We start from the raw sequence: 21640 nt of genomic DNA, 5'->3' as shown, positions 1-21640 counted from the left end.
GGCGGGAGCCGCTTCCCTACAGCTTCGGCCCTGCGACGTAAAGAACTCAGACCCGCTCGATATCCTCCGCCTCGATATAGACCTTGCCGCCCTTGTCCCGGAAGCTGGTCTTCATGCGCGCCATCCCCTCCTCGCGCTCGGCATTCTTGCGGATATCGTGGCTGATCTTCATGGAGCAGAATTTCGGACCGCACATGGAACAGAAATGCGCGGTCTTGTGAGCCTCCTTCGGAAGGGTCTCGTCATGATAGCTGCGTGCCGTGTCGGGATCGAGCGCGAGATTGAACTGATCCTGCCAGCGGAACTCGAAGCGCGCGCGCGAGATCGCGTCGTCCCGGATCTGCGCAGCAGGATGGCCTTTCGCAAGATCCGCGGCATGGGCCGCGATCTTGTAGGTGATCACCCCGACTTTGACGTCAGAGCGGTCCGGCAGGCCGAGATGCTCCTTCGGGGTCACGTAGCAGAGCATCGCGCAGCCGTACCAGCCGATCATCGCAGCCCCTATGCCGGAGGTAATGTGATCGTAGCCGGGTGCGATATCGGTCGTCAGCGGGCCGAGCGTATAGAACGGCGCTTCACCGCACTCCTTCAGCTGCTTGGTCATGTTGACCCTGATCTTGTGCATCGGGACATGTCCCGGCCCTTCGATCATGACCTGACAGCCCTTCGACCAGGCGACGCGGGCGAGCTCGCCCAGGGTCTCGAGTTCCGCGAACTGGGCGGCATCGTTGGCATCCGCGATCGAACCGGGCCGCAATCCGTCTCCGAGGGAGAAGGAGATATCGTAGCGACGCATGATGTCGCAGATATCCTCGAAATGTTCGTAGAGAAAGTTCTCGCGGTGATGCGCGAGGCACCAGGCCGCCATGATCGAGCCGCCGCGCGAGACGATCCCGGTCGTGCGACTTGCCGTCAGGGGCACATGAGCGAGCCGAACCCCGGCATGGATCGTGAAGTAATCGACCCCCTGCTCCGCCTGCTCGATGAGCGTATCGCGGTAGATTTCCCACGTGAGTTTCTCGGCGATGCCGCCCACCTTCTCGAGCGCCTGATAGAGCGGGACGGTACCGATCGGCACGGGGGCGTTGCGCAGGATCCAGTCGCGTATGTTGTGGATGTTTCGCCCAGTGGAAAGGTCCATCACCGTATCCGCACCCCAGCGGATGGACCAGACGAGTTTCTCCACCTCTTCCGCGGCCGAGGAGGTCACCGCCGAATTGCCGATATTGGCGTTGATCTTCACCAGGAAATTCCGGCCGATGATCATTGGTTCGAGTTCGGGATGATTGATATTGGCCGGTATGATGGCCCGGCCGGCGGCAATTTCGGACCGCACGAATTCGGGTGTGATGAATGCCGGGATCTCGGCTCCGAAATCCTCTCCATCGGCCCGGCGGGCTTCCGCACCCTCGACCATCGCGCTCCGGCCCAGATTTTCGCGATGGGCGACGAAGATCATCTCCTCGGTGATGATGCCCGCCCGGGCGAATTCATACTGGGTCACGAGGGGAGCGGCATCACCGTCCAGAACCTCATGTGGCGCGGGACAATGCGGCACTGCCTGGGATTCGCTGGCATAGCCGTTATCTTCCGGTTTCACGGCCCGCTTCTCGGTCACCTGGCGGAAACCGCGCCCGGAGAGCCAGGGCTTGCGCAGATCGGGCAGGCCGCGGGCCACATCGGCGTGATACCCCGCGATCGTATAGGGACCCGACGTATCGTAAACCCTGACAGGAGGCTCGTTGGCGCTCGGATCGAGGTCGATCTCGCGGAAGGGAACCGTTATGTCCGCCCTGCCCGGCGGATGGGAAACCGTCTTGCGCGATCCTTCGATCGGCCCGGTCGTGACCTGGCCATGAGCGGGCGCCCGGTCGCGGGCCATGGTTCCCGTCGCGCCGCGCCCCTGCGGGGCCGTGTCGGTGGTGGTTTCGTTCTGAAGGCTGGTGTTCGAAGCGGTGGAAAGCGTTGAGTCGTCCATCACATGTCTCCCCTTGCGGCGTGGAGTGGTGTCCGACAGCGCAAGAGCAGGATGGACGGGCGTCGGGAACAGCGAGGCCTGCCACACCAATCCCTACGCCGGTACGAACCGGATCAGGTTCTCCGTCCCGTATCGGGACGAAAGGGTCGCTGCGCTGCGATGACATCGCGATCAGCCTCTCAGCCCCTTGTCGAGGCCCCCCCTGGTATCGGTCACTCTTGCGGCTTGTCGCCTCGCTGTCAACGCCTGTCCCGCAGGAGCTTCAGGCGGTCAGCCCCCGCAAGGCAGTCAGAGCCCGTTACGATCGGTCCCGCTGCGGCGATCGGCCCGGTGACGAACCGCGCGATGACGACTGGCACGGGCGCTCATCGGCTTGAGCTGGCCGATTTCCTGATCGTGCCGGTTGAGTCCGGCCGGGGTGATATGAAAGCGGCCATCCGCTTCGAGGGTAACGAACCCCATGGATTGCAGCCTTTCGAGGCATGGCTGGTCGCGCAGCCCCTGGGGGCGGCCTGTCCCTTCGCACAGGAGAACGCGATGAAGGGTCGAGCGACAACAGGTCTCGAGATAGGGTTCGTCCCACATGGTCGGCACTCCGGAGCTGGCGGGTGGGTTTTTTCAGGATGACGTGACTGGCCGTACCCGTCTTTCCACAGCTTCGGGACGAACGGCAACTGCTGCAACGAAACTCTTGCGAAGCGTGGCGAGCGGCCCGGCAGGCTTCGAGCGGGATCGATAACCGGATGAATGGGACGTTCACCAAGCGATGCGGTTCGGTGTAGAGAACGCAGCGCATCATCGTTCAGGATCGTACATGTCCCTTTCGCCTTTCGCCAGACTCGGCACAGCCCTGTTCCATTCTCTCGACCCGGAAACGGCCCATGAAGCCGCCATAAAGGCGCTCGCGCTCGGCTTGGCTCCCGGATCGCGCCCCGGATCGCGTAAAGACGATCCCGCGCTCGCCACACGATGCATGGGGCTGCGTTTTCCGAATCCGGTCGGTCTCGGTGCCGGGTTCGACAAGAACGCCCGCGTCCCGGGTGCACTGGCACGCCTCGGCTTCGGCCATGTCGAATGCGGCACGGTGACGCCACGCCCCCAGCCCGGCAATCCGGCCCCTCGCCTGTTCAGGCTGAGCGAAGATCGCGCGATCATCAATCGCATGGGCTTCAACGGTTGCGGGATCGAGGCCTTCACCCGCAACCTCATCCGCTATCGCACGCTCGAGGCGCGTCGCGCCCGCCCGAACGGGGTGCCGATTGGCGTCAATCTCGGCATCAACAAGACCGGCGCCCGGCCGCTTGAGGATTATCCCGCACTCGTCGCGCAGGTTTCGCCCTGGGCAGATTACATCACGATCAATCTCTCTTCCCCGAACACGCCCGGATTGCGCGACCTCCAGAGCGCGACGAGCCTGCGTGCGATCCTCGACGCCATCCTCGACGTCAATCCCGACCATCCGCCGCTCGCGGTCAAACTGGCCCCGGATCTCGACCCGGATGCGTTGCCCGATATCGTGGAGGCAGCAGTCGAGGGCGGTGCGGCAGGCCTGATCGTCAGCAACACCACCCTCGCACGTCCGCCCTCCCTGCGGTCGGTTCATGCGGCAGAAGCAGGCGGGCTTTCGGGCAGGCCGCTGGCTCAGCGCGCGATCGTCATGCTCGATCGTATCGTGCCTCTGGTCGATCGCCGTCTTGCCGTCATTTCCTGCGGCGGCATCGAGAGCGGCTTCGATGTCTTGCAGCGACTTCGCGCCGGAGCTTCGATGGTGCAGCTCTATACGGCGCTCATCTATCACGGTCCTGCCCTGGTGCAGCAGATCAAGAGAGAGCTGCTGCATGAGATGCGTCGTATCGGGGCCGAGACGGTGGCCGATCTCGCACCCTGAAGCCGGATACGGGCCGGAAGCCCGCGCAAGGTCGGGCGAGGCGGGAAAACCGGACCCCGGTTACGACCGTTTGCATCCACGAACAGGCACGCATGCCGATACCGCAGCATCACCATTCCTCAAGACGGGAGGCGATCATAGACAGCACGATCGAGACAGGTCCGGAAACGACTTGCGAATTCATCCCCATGCGCGAACACGACACCCCAACCGGCCCCGGACGATCCGGCGCGAGGCGCGTGTTCTCTCCGGTCGCTCTTTTCCGGGCGCTTTTTCTCGCACTCATCGTGGCCGGATATGCAAGCCCGCGCGGGTCTCTCGCTGCCCCGGCGCCAGCCTCAGTGCCTGCTTCTGCCGCTCCCTCCTCCTCTGGGGCAGGCTCGACTGGCTCCGGCGCTGCCCGGCAGACGAAAGACACCCTACCGATGAAGACCGGGCAGACGGCGAAAGCATCGCCCGGTCTGCCCTCTGTTTCCGGTGACGGCTACGGATGGAAAACGCTTTCCCCGGCCCTCGACCGGCAGATACGGGCCGCGCAAGGCAAGCTCGGTTATGTCTATGGACAGCTCAACCGGACGGATGTCGTCCTCGGAAGCGAGGCGATGGCCTCTCTCTCGGACCAGACGGATTCGGTTTCGGCCACGGCGCAGTCCGTGCAGAGTCAGGCGTCGTCCTACCAGACTGTCTATGAGAGCTATCTCGACATCATCGGCGCAAAGCCGGTGGAGGGAGAAAGCGATGCGATCGCAGCGCAGCGCAAGCGTATCCAGGCGGCCTTGCAGGATATCAAGTCGACCGTCACCCAGGGGCGTCTGCTCGGGCTTCAGGCGAAGCAGATGCAGATGGAAATCCAGCGCCGTGGCGTGACCTCCCAGAAGGCGCTGCTCGCCGAGCGCATGCCCTCCCCTCTGGGTGTGACGTTCTGGCGCGACGTCGCCGGTGAATTGCCCGATATCCGTCGTACGGCCGCGCCACCCGTCGATAACGGTTACTCCGGGGTCTTCTATCGCTGGCCCGTTCTCATCGCCGTTCTTGCGGGTGCGTTCGCGCTTACCGCACTGATTGCCCACCCCCTCCTCGGCCTCCTGAAAAAGGCCGAGCGTCGCATCGTCGCGCGCCTCACCGGACACGCTCCCGACGCGACGCATCGCTCGTTCATTCCCGTCACCCTTGCCGGGCTCATCAGCGGACTGGTCGCCTTCGCCTTGTGGCTGCTCATGGCGGCCGTGCTCGGCCTTGGCGCAGGGCGCAGTCCTGCGTTCATGGAAGGGCTTGGCGGGATCATGCCGCTTTGCGGCTTCATTCTCGGGGCGGGTCTGCCGACACTCAGCCGCGTCACCGCGGTCGATGGCGCGTCGCAGCGCTCGGCGCGCGCGCTCTGGGGTGTCGACTGGTGCGTCGCCCTGATCGTCCTCGCCCAGAGTGTCCTGATCCTGATCAGCCAGGAGAACGCGTTTCCCGTCACGTCGCGGCGGCTGATCGAGGCGCTTTTCGTGGTGGTCGTGACCCTTCTGTTCCTTGGGCTGTGCCGGCGTCTGTCTCGTGGAACCGATGCGCGGATGGCTCCCGCCATCTACGGTCTTGGCTGCCTCGTGATGGCGATCAGCTGGATCGCGATCGCCATCGGCTATATCGCCTTCGCTTTCGCGCTCGTCGTCTGGGTCGTATCGGTTTCGGTCAGCCTGGCCGCGCTCCTGCTTGTGGCGCTGGCCGTCAAGGAGTTCACGACGCGCTGTTTCTCGCACGATTCACCCGTGACGCGGCGCATGGCGCGGCTCGGTGTCCATGCGAACCGCGTGGCGCAGTTCGGGGTTCTGTCTTCCGGCATCGTCAACATCGCGCTCATCATCGTCTTCGGGGCCGTCCTGCTCTCGGGCGGTTCCCTGGCGCTTCCGGTCATCGCGGATCATGTGCGCGGGTTGTTCATCGGTCAGACGATCAACGGGATCCAGTTCTCGCTCAATACGGCGGTGTTCTGCATCGCGATCCTCGTCGTTGCGTATTATGCGATCCGTGCCTTCCGGCTCTGGCTCGAGAACCGGCTCTTCCCCACGACCAGTCTCGATATCGGCGCGCGGAGTTCGATCCTCAACATCTTCAGCTATGTCGCCTGGATCCTCGTATTCCTGCTCGTTCTCTCCGAGGCTGGAGTTACGGTGAAGAACCTGACCTGGGTCGTCAGCGCCCTTTCGGTCGGGATCGGGTTCGGTCTCCAGTCGATCGTGCAGAATTTCGTATCCGGCGTCATTCTTCTGGCGGAACGCCCCATACGCGTCGGCGATCTGATCGAGCTGGGCGCGGTAAAGGGCGATGTGAAACGCATCAGCGTGCGTTCCACCGAGATCGGGCTTGGAGACGGATCGACCATGATCGTCCCGAACTCGCAGTTCATCACCTCTGCCGTGCGCAATGCGACACTCGGAACATCTCTCTCCGCCGCATCTGCGACCGTCACCATTTCTCCGCGTGCGGATGCAACGAAGGCGCAGCTTGCCCTGATGGAAATGATGAAAGGCCGTGAGGACATCATGCAGGACCCGCCGCCCGGCGTGGCGATCTCGGCCATCACCGATACGGGCATCACGCTCGCCCTCTCTGCAAAGGTCTCTTCGGTGAGGGATGTCGGTGGCGTCACGAATGCGATCATGCTCGACGCCTATCGTGTACTGCACAGTATCGGTATCGAACTGGGGCGCTGCGGCTGAGGCTGACGCCACTTCAATGGCCAGGGGATTGATCCGCCTTCCCGGTGAAAGCAGCCGGGATGACCCGGGGGCGCTGCTCCGGGGGGGTTGTCCCGGCCGAGGGCAGGAAGGCGATCCGGAAAGCCGGACATCCGGAACCGGATCGCCTGGGACAAGCGCTTCCCTCTCCTGCATGAGGACCATTTCCGGCCTCGGGCGGAATGACCCTCATGCGGGAGAGGCCGAGCCTCCGGCTGGGCTGGATACGGGCCGACCCCTAATACCCGATGAGCCCCCCATCGACTGCGTATTGGCTTCCTGTCACATATGATGAGTCATCCGATAAAAGAAAGAGCGCGACGGCAGCGGCCTCTTCAGCCGTACCTGCCCGCCTCATGGGGACGTTATTGATCACGAAGTCCTCAAACCCTCTACGTGCTTCGTCAGGGAGAAAGCTTCGAAAATTTGTCTCGATCGGGCCGGGAACGAGTACGTTCACGCGAATTCCGCGTGGCGCCATGGCTGTGGCCCAGGAGCGCGCCATGGCGATGATGGCGCCTTTCGTTGCAGCGTAAAGGCTGGTGACAGCCGCCCCTTCATAGGCCGAGCTGGAGGAGGTCAAAACGACAGACGCGCCTGGCGCCAGATTTGGCGAAAGCACTGCCAGTTGGAGCATTGGGCCCCGTACATTTGCCGCCATTATTTTATCGAATTGCGACGCACCTATATCCTCAAGTGCCCCGAGCGTCGCGAACGCAGCATTGAGCCACAGTCCATTCAAGTTGCCGGTCGACCTGACGATGTCGTCGAGTGCTGTTGCCACAGGGGCAGAAGAGTCGATTTTCACCACGATGGCTCGATCCCCGAATTCCTCACGAGCCGCCTGCAGCCTCTCTTCGTGCAGACCGGTCAGAATGACTTCTCCCCCTTCGGAGACGATCCGGCGTGCCCCTGCCAGCCCCATGCCGCTTGTTCCACCCGTAATCAAAACGCGCTTTCCGTCAAATCTCGCCACTCGTTTCTCTCCTGCTCACGAGATATTTTCCAATATATCCTAACCTTTTAGCGCCATAAGCCCAGTCTTTTCTTGCTTTCCTCCTTGGAAGCGCGCTCGAAGTTCTGTGTTCATGAGATGAGAAACACACAATCGCGTGGCTGCACTCAGGAAAATTCTTTTGCACAGCGTTAGAGCGTTTTCTTTGCTTATTGAATCATTGGGGATTCCCAATCTGGGTGTGATCTGCTTCAAGATTACGGCCGGGATGGAGGCCGGCGCTGGATATCCTCTCGTACGCTATTTCTCGATTTACGTTCCTGTGTGGTTGAGGTGGTATCGAAGGGCACGTTCTGCCATCAGGCGGCCGAGCGCCGGTGTCGGCCCTGCGAGCGCCGTTCGCTGATGGGCCCGGGCCGCTTCGACTGGCAGCCCTGCAGCAAGGCCACGCGGTGGGGATCGGCTGTCACACAGGATCGAAGCACAGGCCGACCGGATCTATGCCCTGATCGCGGCGCAGGACGACCTGACCCTTGCCGAAATCCGTAACCAGCTGGCTGAGGATGGCCACCATTTCGCAATTGGCACGCTGTGGCGCTTCTTCGCGCGCCACCAGATCACATGGAAAAAAAAGTCCGCCCATGCGGCGGAGCAGGATCGTCCGGATGTCCTGACGCGAAGACAGGACTGGTTCGATACCCAGCCCGACCTCGACCCCGAGCGACTGGTTTTCATTGATGAAACCTGGGCCTCGACCAACATGGCGCGACGTCATGGTCGCTGTCGGCGGGGCCAGAGATTACGATCCGCCGTGCCGCACGGGCACTGGAAGACCACAACGTTCATCGCGGGACTGCGGCTGACCGGCATCGTGGCGCCCATGGTGCTGGATGGACCGATCAACGGCCGCAGCTTCCTGACTAATGTCGAACGCGTCCTCGTGCCGGATCTGCGCCCCGGCGACATCGTCGTCATGGACAATCTCGGCTCGCACAAGGGGCCGGGCGTGCAGGCGGCGATCGAGGCCGCCGGAGCCAGCCTGCGGTTTCTGCCGCCTTACAGCCCGGACTTCAACCCGATCGAGATGGCGTTTTCCAAACTCAAGGCCCATCTCCGCCGTGCCGCCGAACGCACCCGCGACGGGCTTTGGGACAGGATCGGCAAACTCATCGATCAGGTCGCGCCCGCAGAATGCGCCAACTTCTTCACCGCCGCTGGATACAAGCCAGATTGAAAGGAAAACGCTCTAATTTGCGGTTCTTCGATCCCGAAATCTTTCTCGGAAAAACTTATTCAATGGATTCGAATACAGTCGACTTACTATAAGTGAAAATGAGATCGCAGAAACCAAAAAGATGGAAAGAAGAAAAAGTTCTGTTTTTCCACTTACCGTCCCTGAAGGATAAGCAATCTGGATTAGAGCCAGAACAAGTAAGTGGAACAGATACAGCTCGTAGCTGTTTCGCCCTAAATTGGCCACTGGGACCCAAAAACGCCAGACATTCTGTTTCAATCTGGATTGTCCAACTAGAATAACAGATGTTCCAAATGCCATAAATGTAACGCCGTAATAAGCACTTTGTCCGACCCATTGGGTCAGATAAAATATGGTCATGAAAAAAGAAGAAGTTAATATTATCATCTTGGCTAATTCTGGTCTTGGATTGATGGATTTATCAATCACAGCTGCAATGCAACCAAAAGCTATGCCGTCAAAGCACGATAGATAGGAGTTGAGCTCGTCATATTCGGAGCCGTGATAAAAGAACCTCCATATAGGACCGATAGATATGAAAACTCCCCATACAAAGATTAAGTTTCGTTCCCTGCGGAATAGGACACAGAAGATAGGGAAGATAATATAAAAAACCTCTTCGATAGCTAAAGACCATTGCACACAAAGAACATAATTGAACCATCCATGAAAACGCATCAATATGTTAATCCAATATGTCAAAGATGCTAGGTTTACCAACCACCAAGATACTGTACCGCCAAATTCTGAATGATTCTGAAAAATATCAAACCCGTAGAACGCCATCAAATTGACTACAATCAACAAAAGGAGGAGACATGGCAAAATCCGTGCGGCACGGAATATATAAAATGTTTTGATTTGAATATTACTTAAAACCCCCCAGTGCCGATAGGCATTCGATGTGATCAGATATCCCGATATAGCAAAAAACATAGTAACTGCGTAGTTGCCATTTCTTGAGATATACCTTGAGGCGTGAAATATTGCCGACAGGATAGAGTCATTATCTTCATACCTATATACAATGCTAAAATGGTGAATTAGTACTAAGAATATTGAGATTCCACGCAATATGTCGACGTATTGACTCCTGTTATTCCTGCCCATCTTATTTTTCCTTGAAGGCATTACCGCGGAAGAGGATCGCAAAAATTCAATCTATACCTGTAGTTTCCCACTGTACCTTTCCTGGATGTAGGAACGGATCGTAAAGTGGTGTGTCCGATGCAAGACTGCGCGCATCTAACCTACGGAGGTGGCTCCGTTCGCTCGGACAGCTTTGCGGGCCTGATAAGCTATAGCCGGTTGTTGTCATGCTGTCAGGTTGACAGTGTTGCTGTTGGCCCTTTGGTCCGGGGTTAGCCCCGGACCAAAGGGATGCCGGCGCGTCATGATACGCCTCATCGGGCGTGCGTCCAGCCAAAGCCGAATACTGCCCGTTGTCATGCGCGATCCATGCCGCAATCCCAACCTGCAACTTGAACGCGCCCGAATACCTCTTCCGCGTAATCTTGCCCATAAATCCGTCCTCTCTCAGGCCCGCCTATAGCTTAACCCCCTGTTCGAAAGACCGGGCACGCCTCTTTTCCCGGCGGACCCATCAGGCCGCCGCGTACCGCGCACGCCTCGTGGGGACGTGACTGACGACGAAATCCTCCAACCCTCTGCGTGATTCGTCAGGGAGAAAGCTTCGAAATTTGTCTCGATCGGGTCGGGGACGAGTATGTCCGCGCGAATTCCGCGTGGCGCCATGGCCGTGGCCCAGGAGCGTGCCATGGCGATGATGGCGCATTTCGTTGCATCGTAAGGGCCGGTGCCAGCCATCCCGGAAGCCAGATCTGGCGAAGGCGCGGTCGGTTTGAGCATCGGCCCCCGCACATTCGCCGCCGTCGGTTTATCGAGTTATACGCGGAATCGTGGCCCCTCGACTCTCTCAGCGTAAAAAAACGCTTCAGGGATGGTCGATAATATACACTTTGCTGCGATACCGTATTTTCACTAGGCTATCGCAAAGTACATCCTCAAGAACAGCGCAAGCGTTTCGGGGGTGTTTTGGTGGCGAGGGGCGAGATGAGAAGTTTATGTCTTCTGTCGGTTTCCATTATCATGCTTGGGTGTTGCGATCCGTCGATCGCTCGTGGTTCCGGTCGAGACAGATCACCTATCCCGGCACAACACTCTTCCGGCTCCGCATCGAAGGGCTCTCTTCCGGGAGATAGTCGTGGTGCATCGGTAAATGAATTTCTTTCCGTGCACGGGTCTCGACGCTATCAGCCGGTCCCTGAAACGAACGCCGCGCCCACTGACGAGAGCCCGGAAACGTCTGTCGATCTACCCTGGATAGGGCGTATCGGGATTTCGAATGGCGCGACCTACGGGAGAGACCCGAATACCGGGGCGAACCTGAAGCCCTTTGGCGAAGCTTACGAAAACAGCAGTATTGTAAGCCACGGTCTGGCGATGCCGGGTCAGGTCGATTTGGGAAACATGCATCCCTGACCCGTCCTTGTTACGGGGCATGAACGCTGCGTCCCGGCGGCAGGCCGGACATTCTCCGGCACGACACCTGCGCTTCCATTCCGCGGCGTGCGAGGTCGGTATATGCCTGATGGATTCGTCGAGAGACGGATCACCGGAGGATGTGCGCGGCCGGGATCCGGGTCTGGATGGTTTTCACGGCAAGGCGCCACCCCCGGGGAGTTGCTTGCATGCACGGATCGGGCGGCGCGAGGCCCGGGACGCGGAGGCGCTCAGTGTGCCGCGTTGCGATCCATCAGAAAGCCGGTCACGAACGACTTGAAGGGCGTCATGCGCTCCGCAATCCTGAGGCCCGCCCGCCTGAGCACGAGGCTCGGTCGGGAATCGTGCGTATAGAGCGTCGCGATGCCGTTCGTCGCCGCGAAGAGCGGTGCGGTCGCCTGACGATGGCGCCGCTCGAAACGACGCAGAACATCGCTGTGACCGGGATCGCCATCGCCCTGCCGGATTTCCTCCGACAGGATCTCCTGCCCCTTGAGGCCGAGATTGAATCCATGAGCGGTGATCGGATGCATCCCGACAGCGGCATCGCCGATCAGGGCGAGACGGGTCGTTTCGAAACGATGGGCATAAACGGTTCTGAGTGGATAGGAGCGCCGCGCGCTTTCGAGCATCATCCCACCGAGCCGGTTTTGCGTGCGGCGGGTGATTTCCCGGCTGAAGTCGCCCTCATCCATATCCTTGAGATGCGCGATATCGACCGGATCCAGTGTAAGAACGAGAGAGGAGAGAAAACCGGGCTGCCCGTCCGAGGCGACGGGAAGGAGCGCGATCGTCTGTCCCTCATCGAACCACTGCAATGCCACCCCGTCATGCGGTTCCGGGTGGCGCATACGGCAGACCAGGATCTCCTTGCCGAAATCATGCACGATCGCGCCGATACCGCGTGCCTGCCGGATGCGCGAGAAGCGGCCATCGGCCGCGATGAGCAGGTCGCTGTCGATCAGCGTATCGTCTGTCAGAAGGACAGTGGCCCGGTCGCGATTACCCGAGCTTGCGATGACGCCTCGTCCTGCCATGAGCGTGATTCGCGATTCCGTAAGGCAGCGTCGATAGAGCGCCGCCCGGATCAGATGGTTGGGAACGAGATGGCCCAGCGCTTCTCCCTCGAGCGCTTCTCCCTCCAGTGCTCCTCCGCCCGGTGCTTCTCCGTCCGGGGCCTCCCTGCCCTGATTCCGGGACGTGAAGAGGAGTGCCCCGCCAGGATGCGCGGGCGCATCCTGCCCGGATTCGATGCGCGCCGTCCGCAGGGGCGAAACACTGTTTCCCGGTATGTGATCCCAGACACCATGACGCTCCAGCCAGTCGCGTGCGTGATGCGTCAGGGCGATTTCCCTCCCGTCGAAAGACGGCTCGGCCAGCACCGGCTCCGGCGCCGGATCGATGAGGGCGACGCGTCTGCCTTCCCCGGCAAGGGACAAGGCGCAGGCGAGCCCGGCAGGGCCGGCACCGGCGATGGTGATATCGTAGGTGCGGCTCACCGGTCTGCTCCGAATGCGACTGGCTCTCCCTTCCAGATGGCCATGTAATCCTCGATATCCGGGCGCTTGCTGCCTGTTACAGGTTTTTCCGGCGTTCCGACGAAGAGAAATCCTGCAAGCGTCTGCGCCCCTTCGAGACCGAGACCTGCCCGGAAGACCTCCTCTCCCGCAAAATCGCTCGAGACCCAGAAACCGCCGAATCCTTCCGCATGGAGGGCGTTGAGCACGTTCATCGCACCCGCTCCGACCGAAAGCTTCTGTTCGTCGAGAGGGATTTTCCCCTCCGGCCGCAGAGCCATGACAAGGGCAATGATCATGGGCATCTCGGAGAAACGCTCGCGACGTTTCTGGATCTTTTTCTCCGGAACCTCGGGATCTGCGGCGATCATGGCCCTGACGACGAGTTCGGCGAAGGCCGCGCGATGCTTTCCCTTGATCACGACATAACGCCATGGCCTGATCTTCCCGTGATCCGGCGCCCGGATGCCTGCGGAAAGGATGCGGGCGATCTGGGCCTTGTCGGGGGCTGGCGCGACCAGATGGTCGGTTGAGGCCCGGGAGAGCAGGACGTCGAGAGCGGAGGGAGCCGAAGGAGCGCTTGTCATGTCGGATAGATGGCAAGTTCTCCCGGTCTCGCCAAGAGGCCATCGCGTAATCGCGGGGATTAGGTTATGGAGAAAGCATGACAGACGCCAGACAGTCCAGCGTTCACCGCAAGACCGGTGAAACCGATATCCTCGTCTCCATCGATCTCGACGGGAGCGGACAGGCCGAGCTCGATAGCGGGATCGGCTTTTTCGACCACATGCTTACGGCCCTGGCCAGGCATGGCGGTTTCGACCTCGAGATTCGCTGTCAGGGCGATCTTCACGTGGATGGCCATCACACGGTCGAGGATATCGGTATCGCCCTAGGCAAGGCCTTCGCCCAGGCGCTGGGAGACAAGCGCGGCGTGACGCGCTTCGGACACGCTCTGGTACCGCTTGACGAGGCGTTGAGCGAGGTCGTCATCGATCTCTCGGGACGTCCCTATCTCGCCTGGAACGTGACGTTCGAGCGCGAGCGGATCGGCGAGATGGATACGGAGCTTTTCGAGGAGTTCTACCGGGCCTTCGCCATGGCGGCTTCGCTCGCCCTGCACATGACCTGCAAGGCGGGTCGGAACGCCCACCATATAGCAGAGAGCGGGTTCAAGGCCTTCGCACGCGCTTTGCGCATGGCGGTGGCACCCGATCCGCGCGCCGTGGGGGTCGTTCCGTCGACCAAGGGGGTCCTGTGATCTGCTTTCAGGGCTTCCGCCGGGCGAATGACGATCTGCAGATGATCAAGCAGGGCTTCCACTGGCGCCTGCTCGTGCTCGGTCCGCTCGGGCTCCTGCTTTCGCGAAGCTGGATCTCCTTCTCGCTCACGGCCTGTCTTGCGGCTGCAATCGTGCGTTTCGCTCCGGTGCCGATGCTGCCTTGCCTGGCGTTGCTGAATGGCACGCTCGCCCTGTTCGGAGGCGAGCTGATCGCCTGGGAGTCGCGCCTCCAGGGAAACAGGGCCTGTGGCGTGTGGCTTGGTCGTTCCGCTGCCGAGGCCATGCTGCGCGCAAGCGATCGCGCGGGAGGGAAACAGGCATGAGGAAGATCGTCGTCGTCGATTATGACGGAGGCAATCTCGCCTCTGCCGCCCAGACCGCCCGTCATGTCGTGAACGGTCTCGATCTTGAAGCCGAGGTCACGATCACCGGCGCCCCCGAGGTGGTTCTCGGCGCCGACCATATCATCCTTCCCGGTCAGGGCGCGTTTTCGCATTGTGCTGCCGGCCTTCGGGGCGGTCTGCGCGAGGCGCTTGTCGAGGCGACCGATCGGGGAACTCCCTTCCTCGGTATCTGCGTGGGTATGCAGCTCATGGCGGAACAGGGGCTCGAGCATGGCTGCACTTCGGGTCTGGGCTGGATCAAGGGAAGCATCGCATTGATGGAGCATGCGCGGGCGCAGGGGCTCAGCCTCCCGCATATGGGATGGAATGCGCTCGATTTCACCGTCGGGGCGCATCCGCTCACCCAGGGGCTCGCTCCGGGCGATCACGGTTATTTCGTTCACTCCTATGCCCTGACGGGATGGGACCCGGACGATATCGTCGCGACCGCCGATTATGGCGATCTGGTCCCGGCCATCGTCGCTCGCGGCAATCGTTGCGGCACGCAGTTTCATGTCGAGAAAAGCCAGAAGACAGGGCTTCGGATCATGGCCAATTTCCTGAGCTGGTCACCGTGAATCACCGCGCAGAGCGTCTTTCGCGACTTGACGAAACGGATATGGCGGCGTTGTGCGAGATCACGACGGCGGCAATTCTGGACGGGGGCGGACTCGGATGGCTCACGCCTCCGGGACGGGCTGTGCTCGAGCGTTACTTCAACGGACTGCTCCTCGTTCCGGAAACGCGTTTTTTCGTGGTGCGCGACGAGACAGGGCAGATACAGGGTTGCGCCCAGCTCGTCCGTCCCTCGCGAAACAACGAGGCCCAGGCACAGACGGCGCAGATACGAGGCTACTTCGTCGCGCCTTACATGCGTGGCCGCGGGCTCGGGTTCGTTCTTGCCGACGCCGTGATCGCCGCAGCAAGAGGGCTCGGATGTCGCGTTCTGAACTGCGAAGTGCCCGAGACCCAGAAATCGGCCATTGCGATGTTCCGGTCTCTCGGATTCGTGGAATGGGGGATCCATCCATTCTACGCGCGCAATCATGACGGCGTGATTCGCGGTCTGTTCATGACGATGCGTCTGGATCAGCCTCCCGGCATCGAGACTCCGGCCCCCGGTTTTTCGGGGAGTTCGGTCAAACCATATTCCAAAGAAGAAAAAGAGAGTTCCGATTTGGTCGACCTCCCCGCCCCCGCCTCCCGGAAACTGACGCTTTATCCCGCGATCGACCTCAAGGATGGAGCCTGCGTGCGTCTGCGCCGTGGCGAGATGGACGAGGCGACCGTCTATTCCGAGGATCCTGCCGGCCAGGCCCGGGAGTTCGCACAGGCGGGCTGTTCGCATCTTCATGTGGTCGATCTCAACGGCGCTTTCGCAGGACGCTCCGCAAACGGCGCGGCCGTCGAGGCGATTCTCGGCGCGACTGATCTTCCGGTCCAGCTCGGCGGCGGTATTCGCGATCTCTCGGCCATCGAAAAATGGCTTGAGGCCGGGCTGGCGCGGGTCATACTGGGATCGATCGCGGTGAAGGATCCTCAACTGGTCAAGGAAGCGGCCCGGGCGTTTCCGGGACGGATCGTCGCCGGAATCGACGCGCGTCAGGGACGGGTCGCGACGGAGGGTTGGGCGGAGATTTCCGAACTCAACGCCCGTGACCTTGCCTTGCGCATGCAGGATGCGGGCGTCGCAGCGATCATTTTCACGGAAATCACGCGGGACGGCATGCTGGAGGGGCTCGATCTGGAGCAGACCGCCGATCTTGCGCGGCGGCTGCATATTCCGGTCATCGCAAGCGGAGGAGTCGGCACCGCAGAGCATCTTCGCGCCTTCCGCCGCGTTGCACTGGAGGTTCCGGGGCTCGAGGGCGTGATCGTCGGGCGTGCCTTGTACGATGGCCGGATTTCCCTGTCGGAGGCCCTCAGCATCGTTGAAGGTGCCTGATGCTCAAACTGCGTGTCATCCCGTGTCTGGACGTCAAGGATGGTCGGGTCGTCAAAGGGGTCAACTTCGTCTCGCTCCGTGACGCGGGCGACCCGGTCGAGCAGGCCATCGTGTACGATGCTGCCGGTGCCGATGAACTGACCTTTCTCGATATCACCGCAAGCGTCGAAAACCGGGATACGATTCTCGAGGTCGTAAGACGTACGGCGGAACGCGTTTTTCTCCCACTGACCGTCGGCGGAGGGGTTCGTACGCCGGACGATATGCGGCGTCTTCTGCTGGCCGGGGCCGATAAATGCGCAGTCAACTCGGCTGCCGTCTCCAATCCCGGGCTTATCAACGAAGCCGCCAACCGCTTTGGCAGCCAATGCGTTGTCGTGGCGATCGATGCCCGGTCGAACGGGCGCGGTGGCTGGGAGGTCTTTACCAAAGGGGGGCGTGAGCCTACCGGGATCGACGCGGTGTCCTGGGCCAGGGAAATGCAGGCGCGAGGGGCGGGTGAAATCCTCCTTACCAGCATGGATCGTGACGGGACGGGAGAGGGTTTCGACCTGGCGTTGCTTCGCGCCGTTTGCGGAGACGTTACGATCCCTGTTGTGGCATCCGGCGGGGTGGGAACGCTGCAGCATTTCGTCGAGGGCGCACAATCGGGCGCGAGCGGCCTTCTCGCGGCGAGCGTCTTTCATTTCGGGACATTCGGGATTGCAGGGGTGAAGGCCGCGCTCGAAAATGCCAGGTTGCCGGTTCGCAGCGGCGCGTGACCCCGGCGACATACGGCATGTTGGCAAGCTCGCTCTAGTTAGGGAAGATCGGAAGAATCATGGCAGTTTCGGCAAAGCGCGGATCACGCAAGACCGAGGACGCGACCCCCAAGAAGCGGGCCGCAAAGGACGGAGCAACCAAAAAGGGGGCCAGCAAGAAAAAAGCGCTCCCGGTTCCTGCTCCGGAGATTGCGCCTGCGGGCGCACAGGTGCTGGACCGTCTGTTCGAAACGGTTCAGTCCCGTCGAGGCACCGATCCGGCCTTGAGCCACTCTGCACGCCTGCTCTCTCGCGGCAGGAAGAAGATCGCGCAGAAATTCGGTGAGGAGGCGGTCGAATGCCTTATCGAGGCCGTCGCGGGCAAGCCGGGCGAGCTGGTAAGCGAGAGCGCCGACGTACTTTATCATCTGATCGTGATGTGGGTCGATGCCGGGATCACGCCTGAAGAGGTATGGTCCGAGTTGCGTCGTCGGCAGAGCATGAGCGGCGTCCAGGAAAAGGCATCGCGTAACCCGGAAGGGAGCGTTTGAGACATGGCTGTCGATCCGAACGCCCCCTATGATCCCGATAATATCTTTGCACGTATCCTGCGCGGAGAAATCCCGGTCGTGAAAGTCTATGAGGACGAATATGCCCTCGCCTTTCCCGACATCGCGCCTCAGGCGCGGATACATGTCCTGATCATTCCCAGGGGCTCCTATATCTGCGCGACGGATTTTGGCGAGCGGGCAAGTGAAGCGGAACAGGCCGGTCTTTCCCGCGCAATCGCGCATGTCGCAACCCGTCTCGGAGTGACTGGCTCGGGGTACAGGGTGATCAGCAATACCGGTGCCGATGCGGGTCAGGAGGTTGCGCATTATCACCTCCACCTTCTGGCCGGCGAACCGCTCGGAACGAAATTAATTCGTCCAAACGCAAAATAACCTCTTGCCGAGGTGCGATCGATATCATAGAACGCACCTCGCCTCGTCCCATTCGTCTAGAGGCCTAGGACACCGCCCTCTCACGGCGGCAACAGGGGTTCGAATCCCCTATGGGACGCCATTTCTTCCAGAAAACCGCAGTAATCCGCCATTTTTGCGCGAAGTTTTACAGTTTTCCGGGTTCATTTTACAGTTTGATCCTTTCGATTGCCGAGCGGGCCAGTTTTTCCTGGTCCACAGCGCGCGTGTATCGTTCAACTTCCGCGAGAGTCGCGTGGCCCGTGATGGCGGCTATCTGGTGGGTTGTGCAGCCCGCCTCGGCCAGCCTTCTGGCGGCGGCCTTTCGCAGACCGTGCGGGCTGAGCCCTTCCGGTAGCTCCGCCGCGGCGCGCCAGTCGCGAAAGCGCATATAGAACCCGTTTGCGGTATATGCCTTGCCTCCGGGAGTTTGCAGGAAGGTGCCGCTTGCCGGTGCGGCGTCGAGCTCCTGCGCGAGGTGAGGATGGATCGGGATCAGGAGGCGGGCTCCTGTCTTTTGCTGCCGCACCTCCAGCAGATCGCCCCGGCGGTCCGCGCCGCTCATGCGCACCACATCGCTCCGCCTCTGTCCCGTATAGACGAGAAGTGCGAGCGCCAGCCGCTGGACGCTGCCCTGGGGCCATCGTGCCTCGTATCGGGCAATCTGCTCCTCGGACCATGTGACGGCGCCTTCTGCCTTTTCCTTGTGGCGCTTCACGGCGCTGGCCGGGTTGTCGGGGCGCCAGCCTTCGCTCACGGCATGATCGAACAGCACGCGCAGGATCTTGAGCCGGTTATTGGCCGCTGCCGGGGTTGCGATATGCCGGGCAAGAATGCGCCGGACGTAAACCGGCTGGAAATCCGTCACGAACGCATTCGCGTAATCCTGTTTCTGTATATCCAGCAGGATACGGCGGTATGTCGCGCGTGTTGTTTCCGCGAGAGCCGTGTAACGCGCGCTGCGCATCCAGAAATCGATCAACCCCGCCAGCGTGCGCGGCGGCTCTCTGGGGCGCAGTATCTCGGGCTTCGCCGCGGCGAGCGCCTCGTTATACGCTGCCAGAAATCCCGGGTCGCTCTCGTCTGGCAGCCTTTTCGACCTGTGCCCCGGGCGGCGGAAATACAGGCGCGTTTTGCCCCTCCTGTCCCTCACGCGCTGGATGTAACGCAGCCTCAAGATCATGGCGGAAGGATCGCCTCGAGCATGTTCGGTTCCGGCCTGGGGAGAATGTCCGGTTTGCGCTCTATGCCGGCGAGATGGTCGAGATAGCGATCGAGATCCTCGCGCAGCCACCCGAAATTGCGCGGCGACAGGATGATCCGGCGGCAATGCGGCGCAACGTGCTGCATGAATGTCTCCCGGCCGATCATCCCGCCCAGATAGGTTATGGCCTGATCGGTGCTCAGGAGGCGCGGTGCGATATTGAGTGCGGTCGCGTATCTCATGACGGCGGGACCTCCCTGCCCTTTCCTGCCCCAGTCCCGAAGCTGGCACGAAAGCCACCCCGCTCGATCTGCGCAACCAGCAGGGCGCGCAACCGGGCGCGTGCTTCTTCCACTATGGCTTCCATTGTCAGGCGGGCGCGATACTCCCAGCCCGGCAGCGTTTCCAGACTGTTGAAGGCCGCCACCGCAGTGAGCTCGGCCAGCAGTTCAAGATAATCCTGACGTGAAAAGGCCAGACGATTGCAGGTTGCCTCGATTTCCGCCGATGCGGCTGCAAACGCGCGGCGCTTCGTTTCGGCACGGCTGGTCATTGGATTGCCCCTCTGTGGAATGCCGATATGGCCAAAGCGCGCAGGGCGTTCACCTGAGCAGCGTAAGGGGGCGGCGTGATTGGCTGGGTGTGGCGGGCAAGATGGCCCTGCAACTCTGCGGCTTTTGCGGCGGCAACGCGCTTCCATGGGGCTGCGCATTGCAGGGGGCGGCCATCGGCTGCGCGGGTCGCGGCGAAGCGCCAGTCGCGAAACAGGGTCAGTGCATGCAGCTGATCGGCTTGCGGCATTGGCGCGATAGCGATCCAGAATGCACGCTCTGTCATGGCGGCGAGCTGGCTGGGGGTGAGAGTCATGCTTCGGGGCTCCTTCGGCGGAGTTCTTGAAGGACACGGGACGTCGCGACGATGAAGCGAAAGCGATCGGGGCCCGGGAGAGAGACCCCGATCGCTTTCGGGTGGCGCGGGATCAGTCGCCGCTGCCAACCAGATCGTGCAGGTGACCAGTGCCCGAAACATAGATGGCATTCAGAATGCCGAAGCTGCGGTATTTCCAACCGGTGACGCGATCGGCCTGCTCGAAGCCGAATTCGGCGCAGAGGGCTCCGAGGAGGTCCAGCTGCTCTTGCGGCGTGAGCGAACGATCACGGCAGATATCTGCGATAGCGCCGCGAGCGGCGGAAAGAGCGTCGGGATAAGAGGAGTTACAGTTTTTCGTTGTCATTTTGTTGATCCTTGCGTCTAACAAGAAGAGTTATATCGTCGTTACGACGATACATCAACGAAAATAGTCGTCGTTACGACGACTTTCTGTGTCGCGCGAATCTTGGTGATCCCTAGAGGCACAGGCCTGAGACCGTTTCAAAAGGCGCCTTGCCTCTGGCCGCCCTGATCGAGAGAGCGCCTGTCGTACGAAGTATTTCTATGAAGCAATTGCTTAATGAATAAAATATTGTGGTAGGAGGCTGTTTGTGTGACCATTTGTGAAATATTAACAAAGAAAAAGAGTGTGATGTCATGCGCGGATTCAGAATTCCACCGAAACCAGGTCAGAAGTCTGCGCCATCCCCTTACTGTCCCGCTGCATCAGCGTGGGATTTTCGAGTGCTATGTGAACAGCAAGCTCAACCGGCATGGCAGATGACATCAAGCCCCGATAAAGCCAGTCGAGGGTGCAGCCAGTCAAATCGCAAAAGCGGACGATAAAAAACTCGTCCGGATAGTTTTTCCCTTTAACATATCCGTTTACTTGCTGTGATGAGACATTGAGCTTGCGTGCAAGGTCGGCTTGGGAGATGCCATAAGCGCTGATCGCGGCGACGAGCCTCTCGCGCACCGCGTCCTTGAGCTCGGTCGATTTAGGTGATTTTGCGTGTGCCATCGCGTTATTATGGCAACGCTCTTCACACAAGCCATCAAGCATACGACGCTTGCAATCATCGTCGTTACGACGATATAAGACTCCCATGGAAACCTCACGTTGTCTGATTGACCGCCTCGGAGGCGTGCAATCAGTGGCCGAAAATCTCGAATTGAACTGGAAGCGTGTCCACAACTGGACGCGCCCCGGAAGAACCATTCCCGCACGCCTATGGCCCAAACTCATGCGGCTAGGCGACAGGAGGGGCGTCGCTGTGACGCTGGAGATGCTCGAGAGCTTGGGGGCGAACCCAACAGAGCGAGGGGCTGAACCTCACAAGCAGTCGCCACCGAACTAGCAGGCGGGCGCTTCGCGCGCTTGCGGAAACGTTCCGCGAAATCGTCAGAACCCGAGT

General features: G+C 60.8%; 22 protein-coding genes, 1 tRNA gene and 2 pseudogenes. 11 read left to right on the top strand and 14 right to left on the bottom strand.

Going from position 1 to position 21640, the window contains the following annotated elements; translation table 11 throughout:
- Positions 1–46: 46 nt before the first annotated feature.
- Entirely contained in the window at positions 47–1882 is a 1836-nt protein-coding gene (thiC, locus tag SSA02_RS05255; RefSeq protein ID WP_147093376.1) for a phosphomethylpyrimidine synthase ThiC, read from the bottom strand.
- Positions 1883–2266: 384 nt separating this feature from the next.
- Positions 2267–2563 (bottom strand): hypothetical protein, encoded by a 297-nt coding sequence (locus SSA02_RS05250; protein WP_246103648.1) that lies wholly within the window; start codon positions 2561–2563, stop codon positions 2267–2269.
- Between the two features lie 229 nt (positions 2564–2792).
- Here SSA02_RS05250 and SSA02_RS05245 point away from each other — a divergent pair, with 229 nt between their 5' ends.
- Positions 2793–3866 carry a quinone-dependent dihydroorotate dehydrogenase gene (locus SSA02_RS05245; protein ID WP_147092894.1) on the top strand — a complete coding sequence of 358 codons (1074 nt, stop codon included), beginning with the start codon at positions 2793–2795 and terminating at the stop codon, positions 3864–3866.
- Positions 3867–3958: 92 nt separating this feature from the next.
- Positions 3959–6571 carry a DUF3772 domain-containing protein gene (locus SSA02_RS05240; protein ID WP_147092893.1) on the top strand — a complete coding sequence of 871 codons (2613 nt, stop codon included), beginning with the start codon at positions 3959–3961 and terminating at the stop codon, positions 6569–6571.
- A gap of 256 nt (positions 6572–6827) precedes the next feature.
- Here SSA02_RS05240 and SSA02_RS05235 read toward each other — a convergent pair whose 3' ends face one another.
- Positions 6828–7565, bottom strand: coding sequence for an SDR family oxidoreductase (locus SSA02_RS05235; protein WP_147092892.1), 738 nt, complete (start codon positions 7563–7565; stop codon positions 6828–6830).
- 264 nt (positions 7566–7829) lie between these two features.
- Between SSA02_RS05235 and SSA02_RS05230 the strand changes: the two are divergent.
- Positions 7830–8778, top strand: a pseudogene (locus SSA02_RS05230) (IS630 family transposase).
- Positions 8779–8790: 12 nt separating this feature from the next.
- On the opposite strand, the gene SSA02_RS13035 reads toward SSA02_RS05230, so the two are convergent.
- From SSA02_RS13035 to SSA02_RS05210, 5 genes and pseudogenes are all read right to left on the bottom strand, one after another.
- Positions 8791–9909, bottom strand: coding sequence for an acyltransferase family protein (locus tag SSA02_RS13035; RefSeq protein ID WP_186807687.1), 1119 nt, complete (start codon positions 9907–9909; stop codon positions 8791–8793).
- 204 nt (positions 9910–10113) lie between these two features.
- A pseudogene (locus SSA02_RS12875) lies at positions 10114–10282 on the bottom strand (IS3 family transposase); the annotation flags it as partial.
- A gap of 53 nt (positions 10283–10335) precedes the next feature.
- The gene (locus SSA02_RS05220; RefSeq protein ID WP_264884141.1) at positions 10336–10626 is read right to left on the bottom strand and encodes an SDR family oxidoreductase; all 291 of its coding nucleotides are present in this window, start codon (positions 10624–10626) and stop codon (positions 10336–10338) included.
- A 926-nt stretch (positions 10627–11552) separates the two neighbouring features.
- Positions 11553–12821: a 5-demethoxyubiquinol-8 5-hydroxylase UbiM gene (gene ubiM / locus SSA02_RS05215; RefSeq protein WP_147092890.1), complete on the bottom strand. Its 1269-nt coding sequence runs from the start codon at positions 12819–12821 to the stop codon at positions 11553–11555.
- Entirely contained in the window at positions 12818–13426 is a 609-nt protein-coding gene (locus SSA02_RS05210; protein WP_147092889.1) for a nitroreductase family protein, read from the bottom strand. Before SSA02_RS05210 ends, ubiM begins: the two co-directional genes overlap by 4 nt.
- 77 nt (positions 13427–13503) lie before the next feature.
- Here SSA02_RS05210 and hisB point away from each other — a divergent pair, with 77 nt between their 5' ends.
- From hisB to SSA02_RS05170, 8 genes are all read left to right on the top strand, one after another.
- Positions 13504–14100, top strand: coding sequence for an imidazoleglycerol-phosphate dehydratase HisB (hisB, locus tag SSA02_RS05205; protein ID WP_147092888.1), 597 nt, complete (start codon positions 13504–13506; stop codon positions 14098–14100).
- A gap of 41 nt (positions 14101–14141) precedes the next feature.
- The gene (locus tag SSA02_RS05200) at positions 14142–14444 is read left to right on the top strand and encodes a hypothetical protein (RefSeq protein WP_147092887.1); all 303 of its coding nucleotides are present in this window, start codon (positions 14142–14144) and stop codon (positions 14442–14444) included.
- Positions 14441–15082, top strand: a complete 642-nt coding sequence (gene hisH, locus SSA02_RS05195) for an imidazole glycerol phosphate synthase subunit HisH (RefSeq protein WP_147092886.1) — start codon at positions 14441–14443, stop codon at positions 15080–15082. The genes SSA02_RS05200 and hisH overlap by 4 nt, the downstream gene beginning before the upstream one ends.
- 41 nt (positions 15083–15123) lie before the next feature.
- Complete coding sequence (gene hisA / locus SSA02_RS05190) at positions 15124–16449, top strand: 1-(5-phosphoribosyl)-5-[(5-phosphoribosylamino)methylideneamino]imidazole-4-carboxamide isomerase (RefSeq protein ID WP_147093375.1); 1326 nt, start codon at positions 15124–15126, stop codon at positions 16447–16449.
- Positions 16449–17210, top strand: coding sequence for an imidazole glycerol phosphate synthase subunit HisF (gene hisF / locus SSA02_RS05185; RefSeq protein ID WP_147092885.1), 762 nt, complete (start codon positions 16449–16451; stop codon positions 17208–17210). Before hisA ends, hisF begins: the two co-directional genes overlap by 1 nt.
- A 59-nt stretch (positions 17211–17269) precedes the next feature.
- Positions 17270–17740: a phosphoribosyl-ATP diphosphatase gene (locus SSA02_RS05180; RefSeq protein WP_147092884.1), complete on the top strand. Its 471-nt coding sequence runs from the start codon at positions 17270–17272 to the stop codon at positions 17738–17740.
- Positions 17741–17743: 3 nt separating this feature from the next.
- Entirely contained in the window at positions 17744–18133 is a 390-nt protein-coding gene (locus tag SSA02_RS05175; protein ID WP_147092883.1) for a histidine triad nucleotide-binding protein, read from the top strand.
- 45 nt (positions 18134–18178) lie between these two features.
- A tRNA-Glu gene (locus SSA02_RS05170) sits at positions 18179–18254 on the top strand.
- A gap of 66 nt (positions 18255–18320) precedes the next feature.
- On the opposite strand, the gene SSA02_RS05165 is transcribed toward SSA02_RS05170, so the two are convergent.
- From SSA02_RS05165 to SSA02_RS05140, 6 genes are all read right to left on the bottom strand, one after another.
- On the bottom strand, positions 18321–19334 hold the full coding sequence (locus SSA02_RS05165; protein ID WP_147092882.1) for a tyrosine-type recombinase/integrase: 1014 nt from the start codon (positions 19332–19334) through the stop codon (positions 18321–18323).
- The gene (locus SSA02_RS05160; RefSeq protein WP_147092881.1) at positions 19331–19597 is read right to left on the bottom strand and encodes a hypothetical protein; all 267 of its coding nucleotides are present in this window, start codon (positions 19595–19597) and stop codon (positions 19331–19333) included. The genes SSA02_RS05165 and SSA02_RS05160 overlap by 4 nt, the downstream gene beginning before the upstream one ends.
- On the bottom strand, positions 19594–19908 hold the full coding sequence (locus SSA02_RS05155; RefSeq protein ID WP_147092880.1) for a hypothetical protein: 315 nt from the start codon (positions 19906–19908) through the stop codon (positions 19594–19596). Before SSA02_RS05155 ends, SSA02_RS05160 begins: the two co-directional genes overlap by 4 nt.
- Positions 19905–20222, bottom strand: coding sequence for a hypothetical protein (locus SSA02_RS05150; RefSeq protein ID WP_147092879.1), 318 nt, complete (start codon positions 20220–20222; stop codon positions 19905–19907). Before SSA02_RS05150 ends, SSA02_RS05155 begins: the two co-directional genes overlap by 4 nt.
- A 112-nt stretch (positions 20223–20334) precedes the next feature.
- Entirely contained in the window at positions 20335–20589 is a 255-nt protein-coding gene (locus SSA02_RS05145; protein WP_147092878.1) for a hypothetical protein, read from the bottom strand.
- Between the two features lie 303 nt (positions 20590–20892).
- Entirely contained in the window at positions 20893–21288 is a 396-nt protein-coding gene (locus SSA02_RS05140; RefSeq protein WP_186807686.1) for a helix-turn-helix domain-containing protein, read from the bottom strand.
- Between the last annotated feature and the right edge of the window lie 352 nt (positions 21289–21640).

This window comes from Swaminathania salitolerans (genome assembly GCF_007988945.1).
Taxonomy (GTDB): Bacteria; Pseudomonadota; Alphaproteobacteria; order Acetobacterales; family Acetobacteraceae; genus Swaminathania; species Swaminathania salitolerans.
This window is presented reverse-complemented; position numbering and strand designations above follow the sequence as displayed.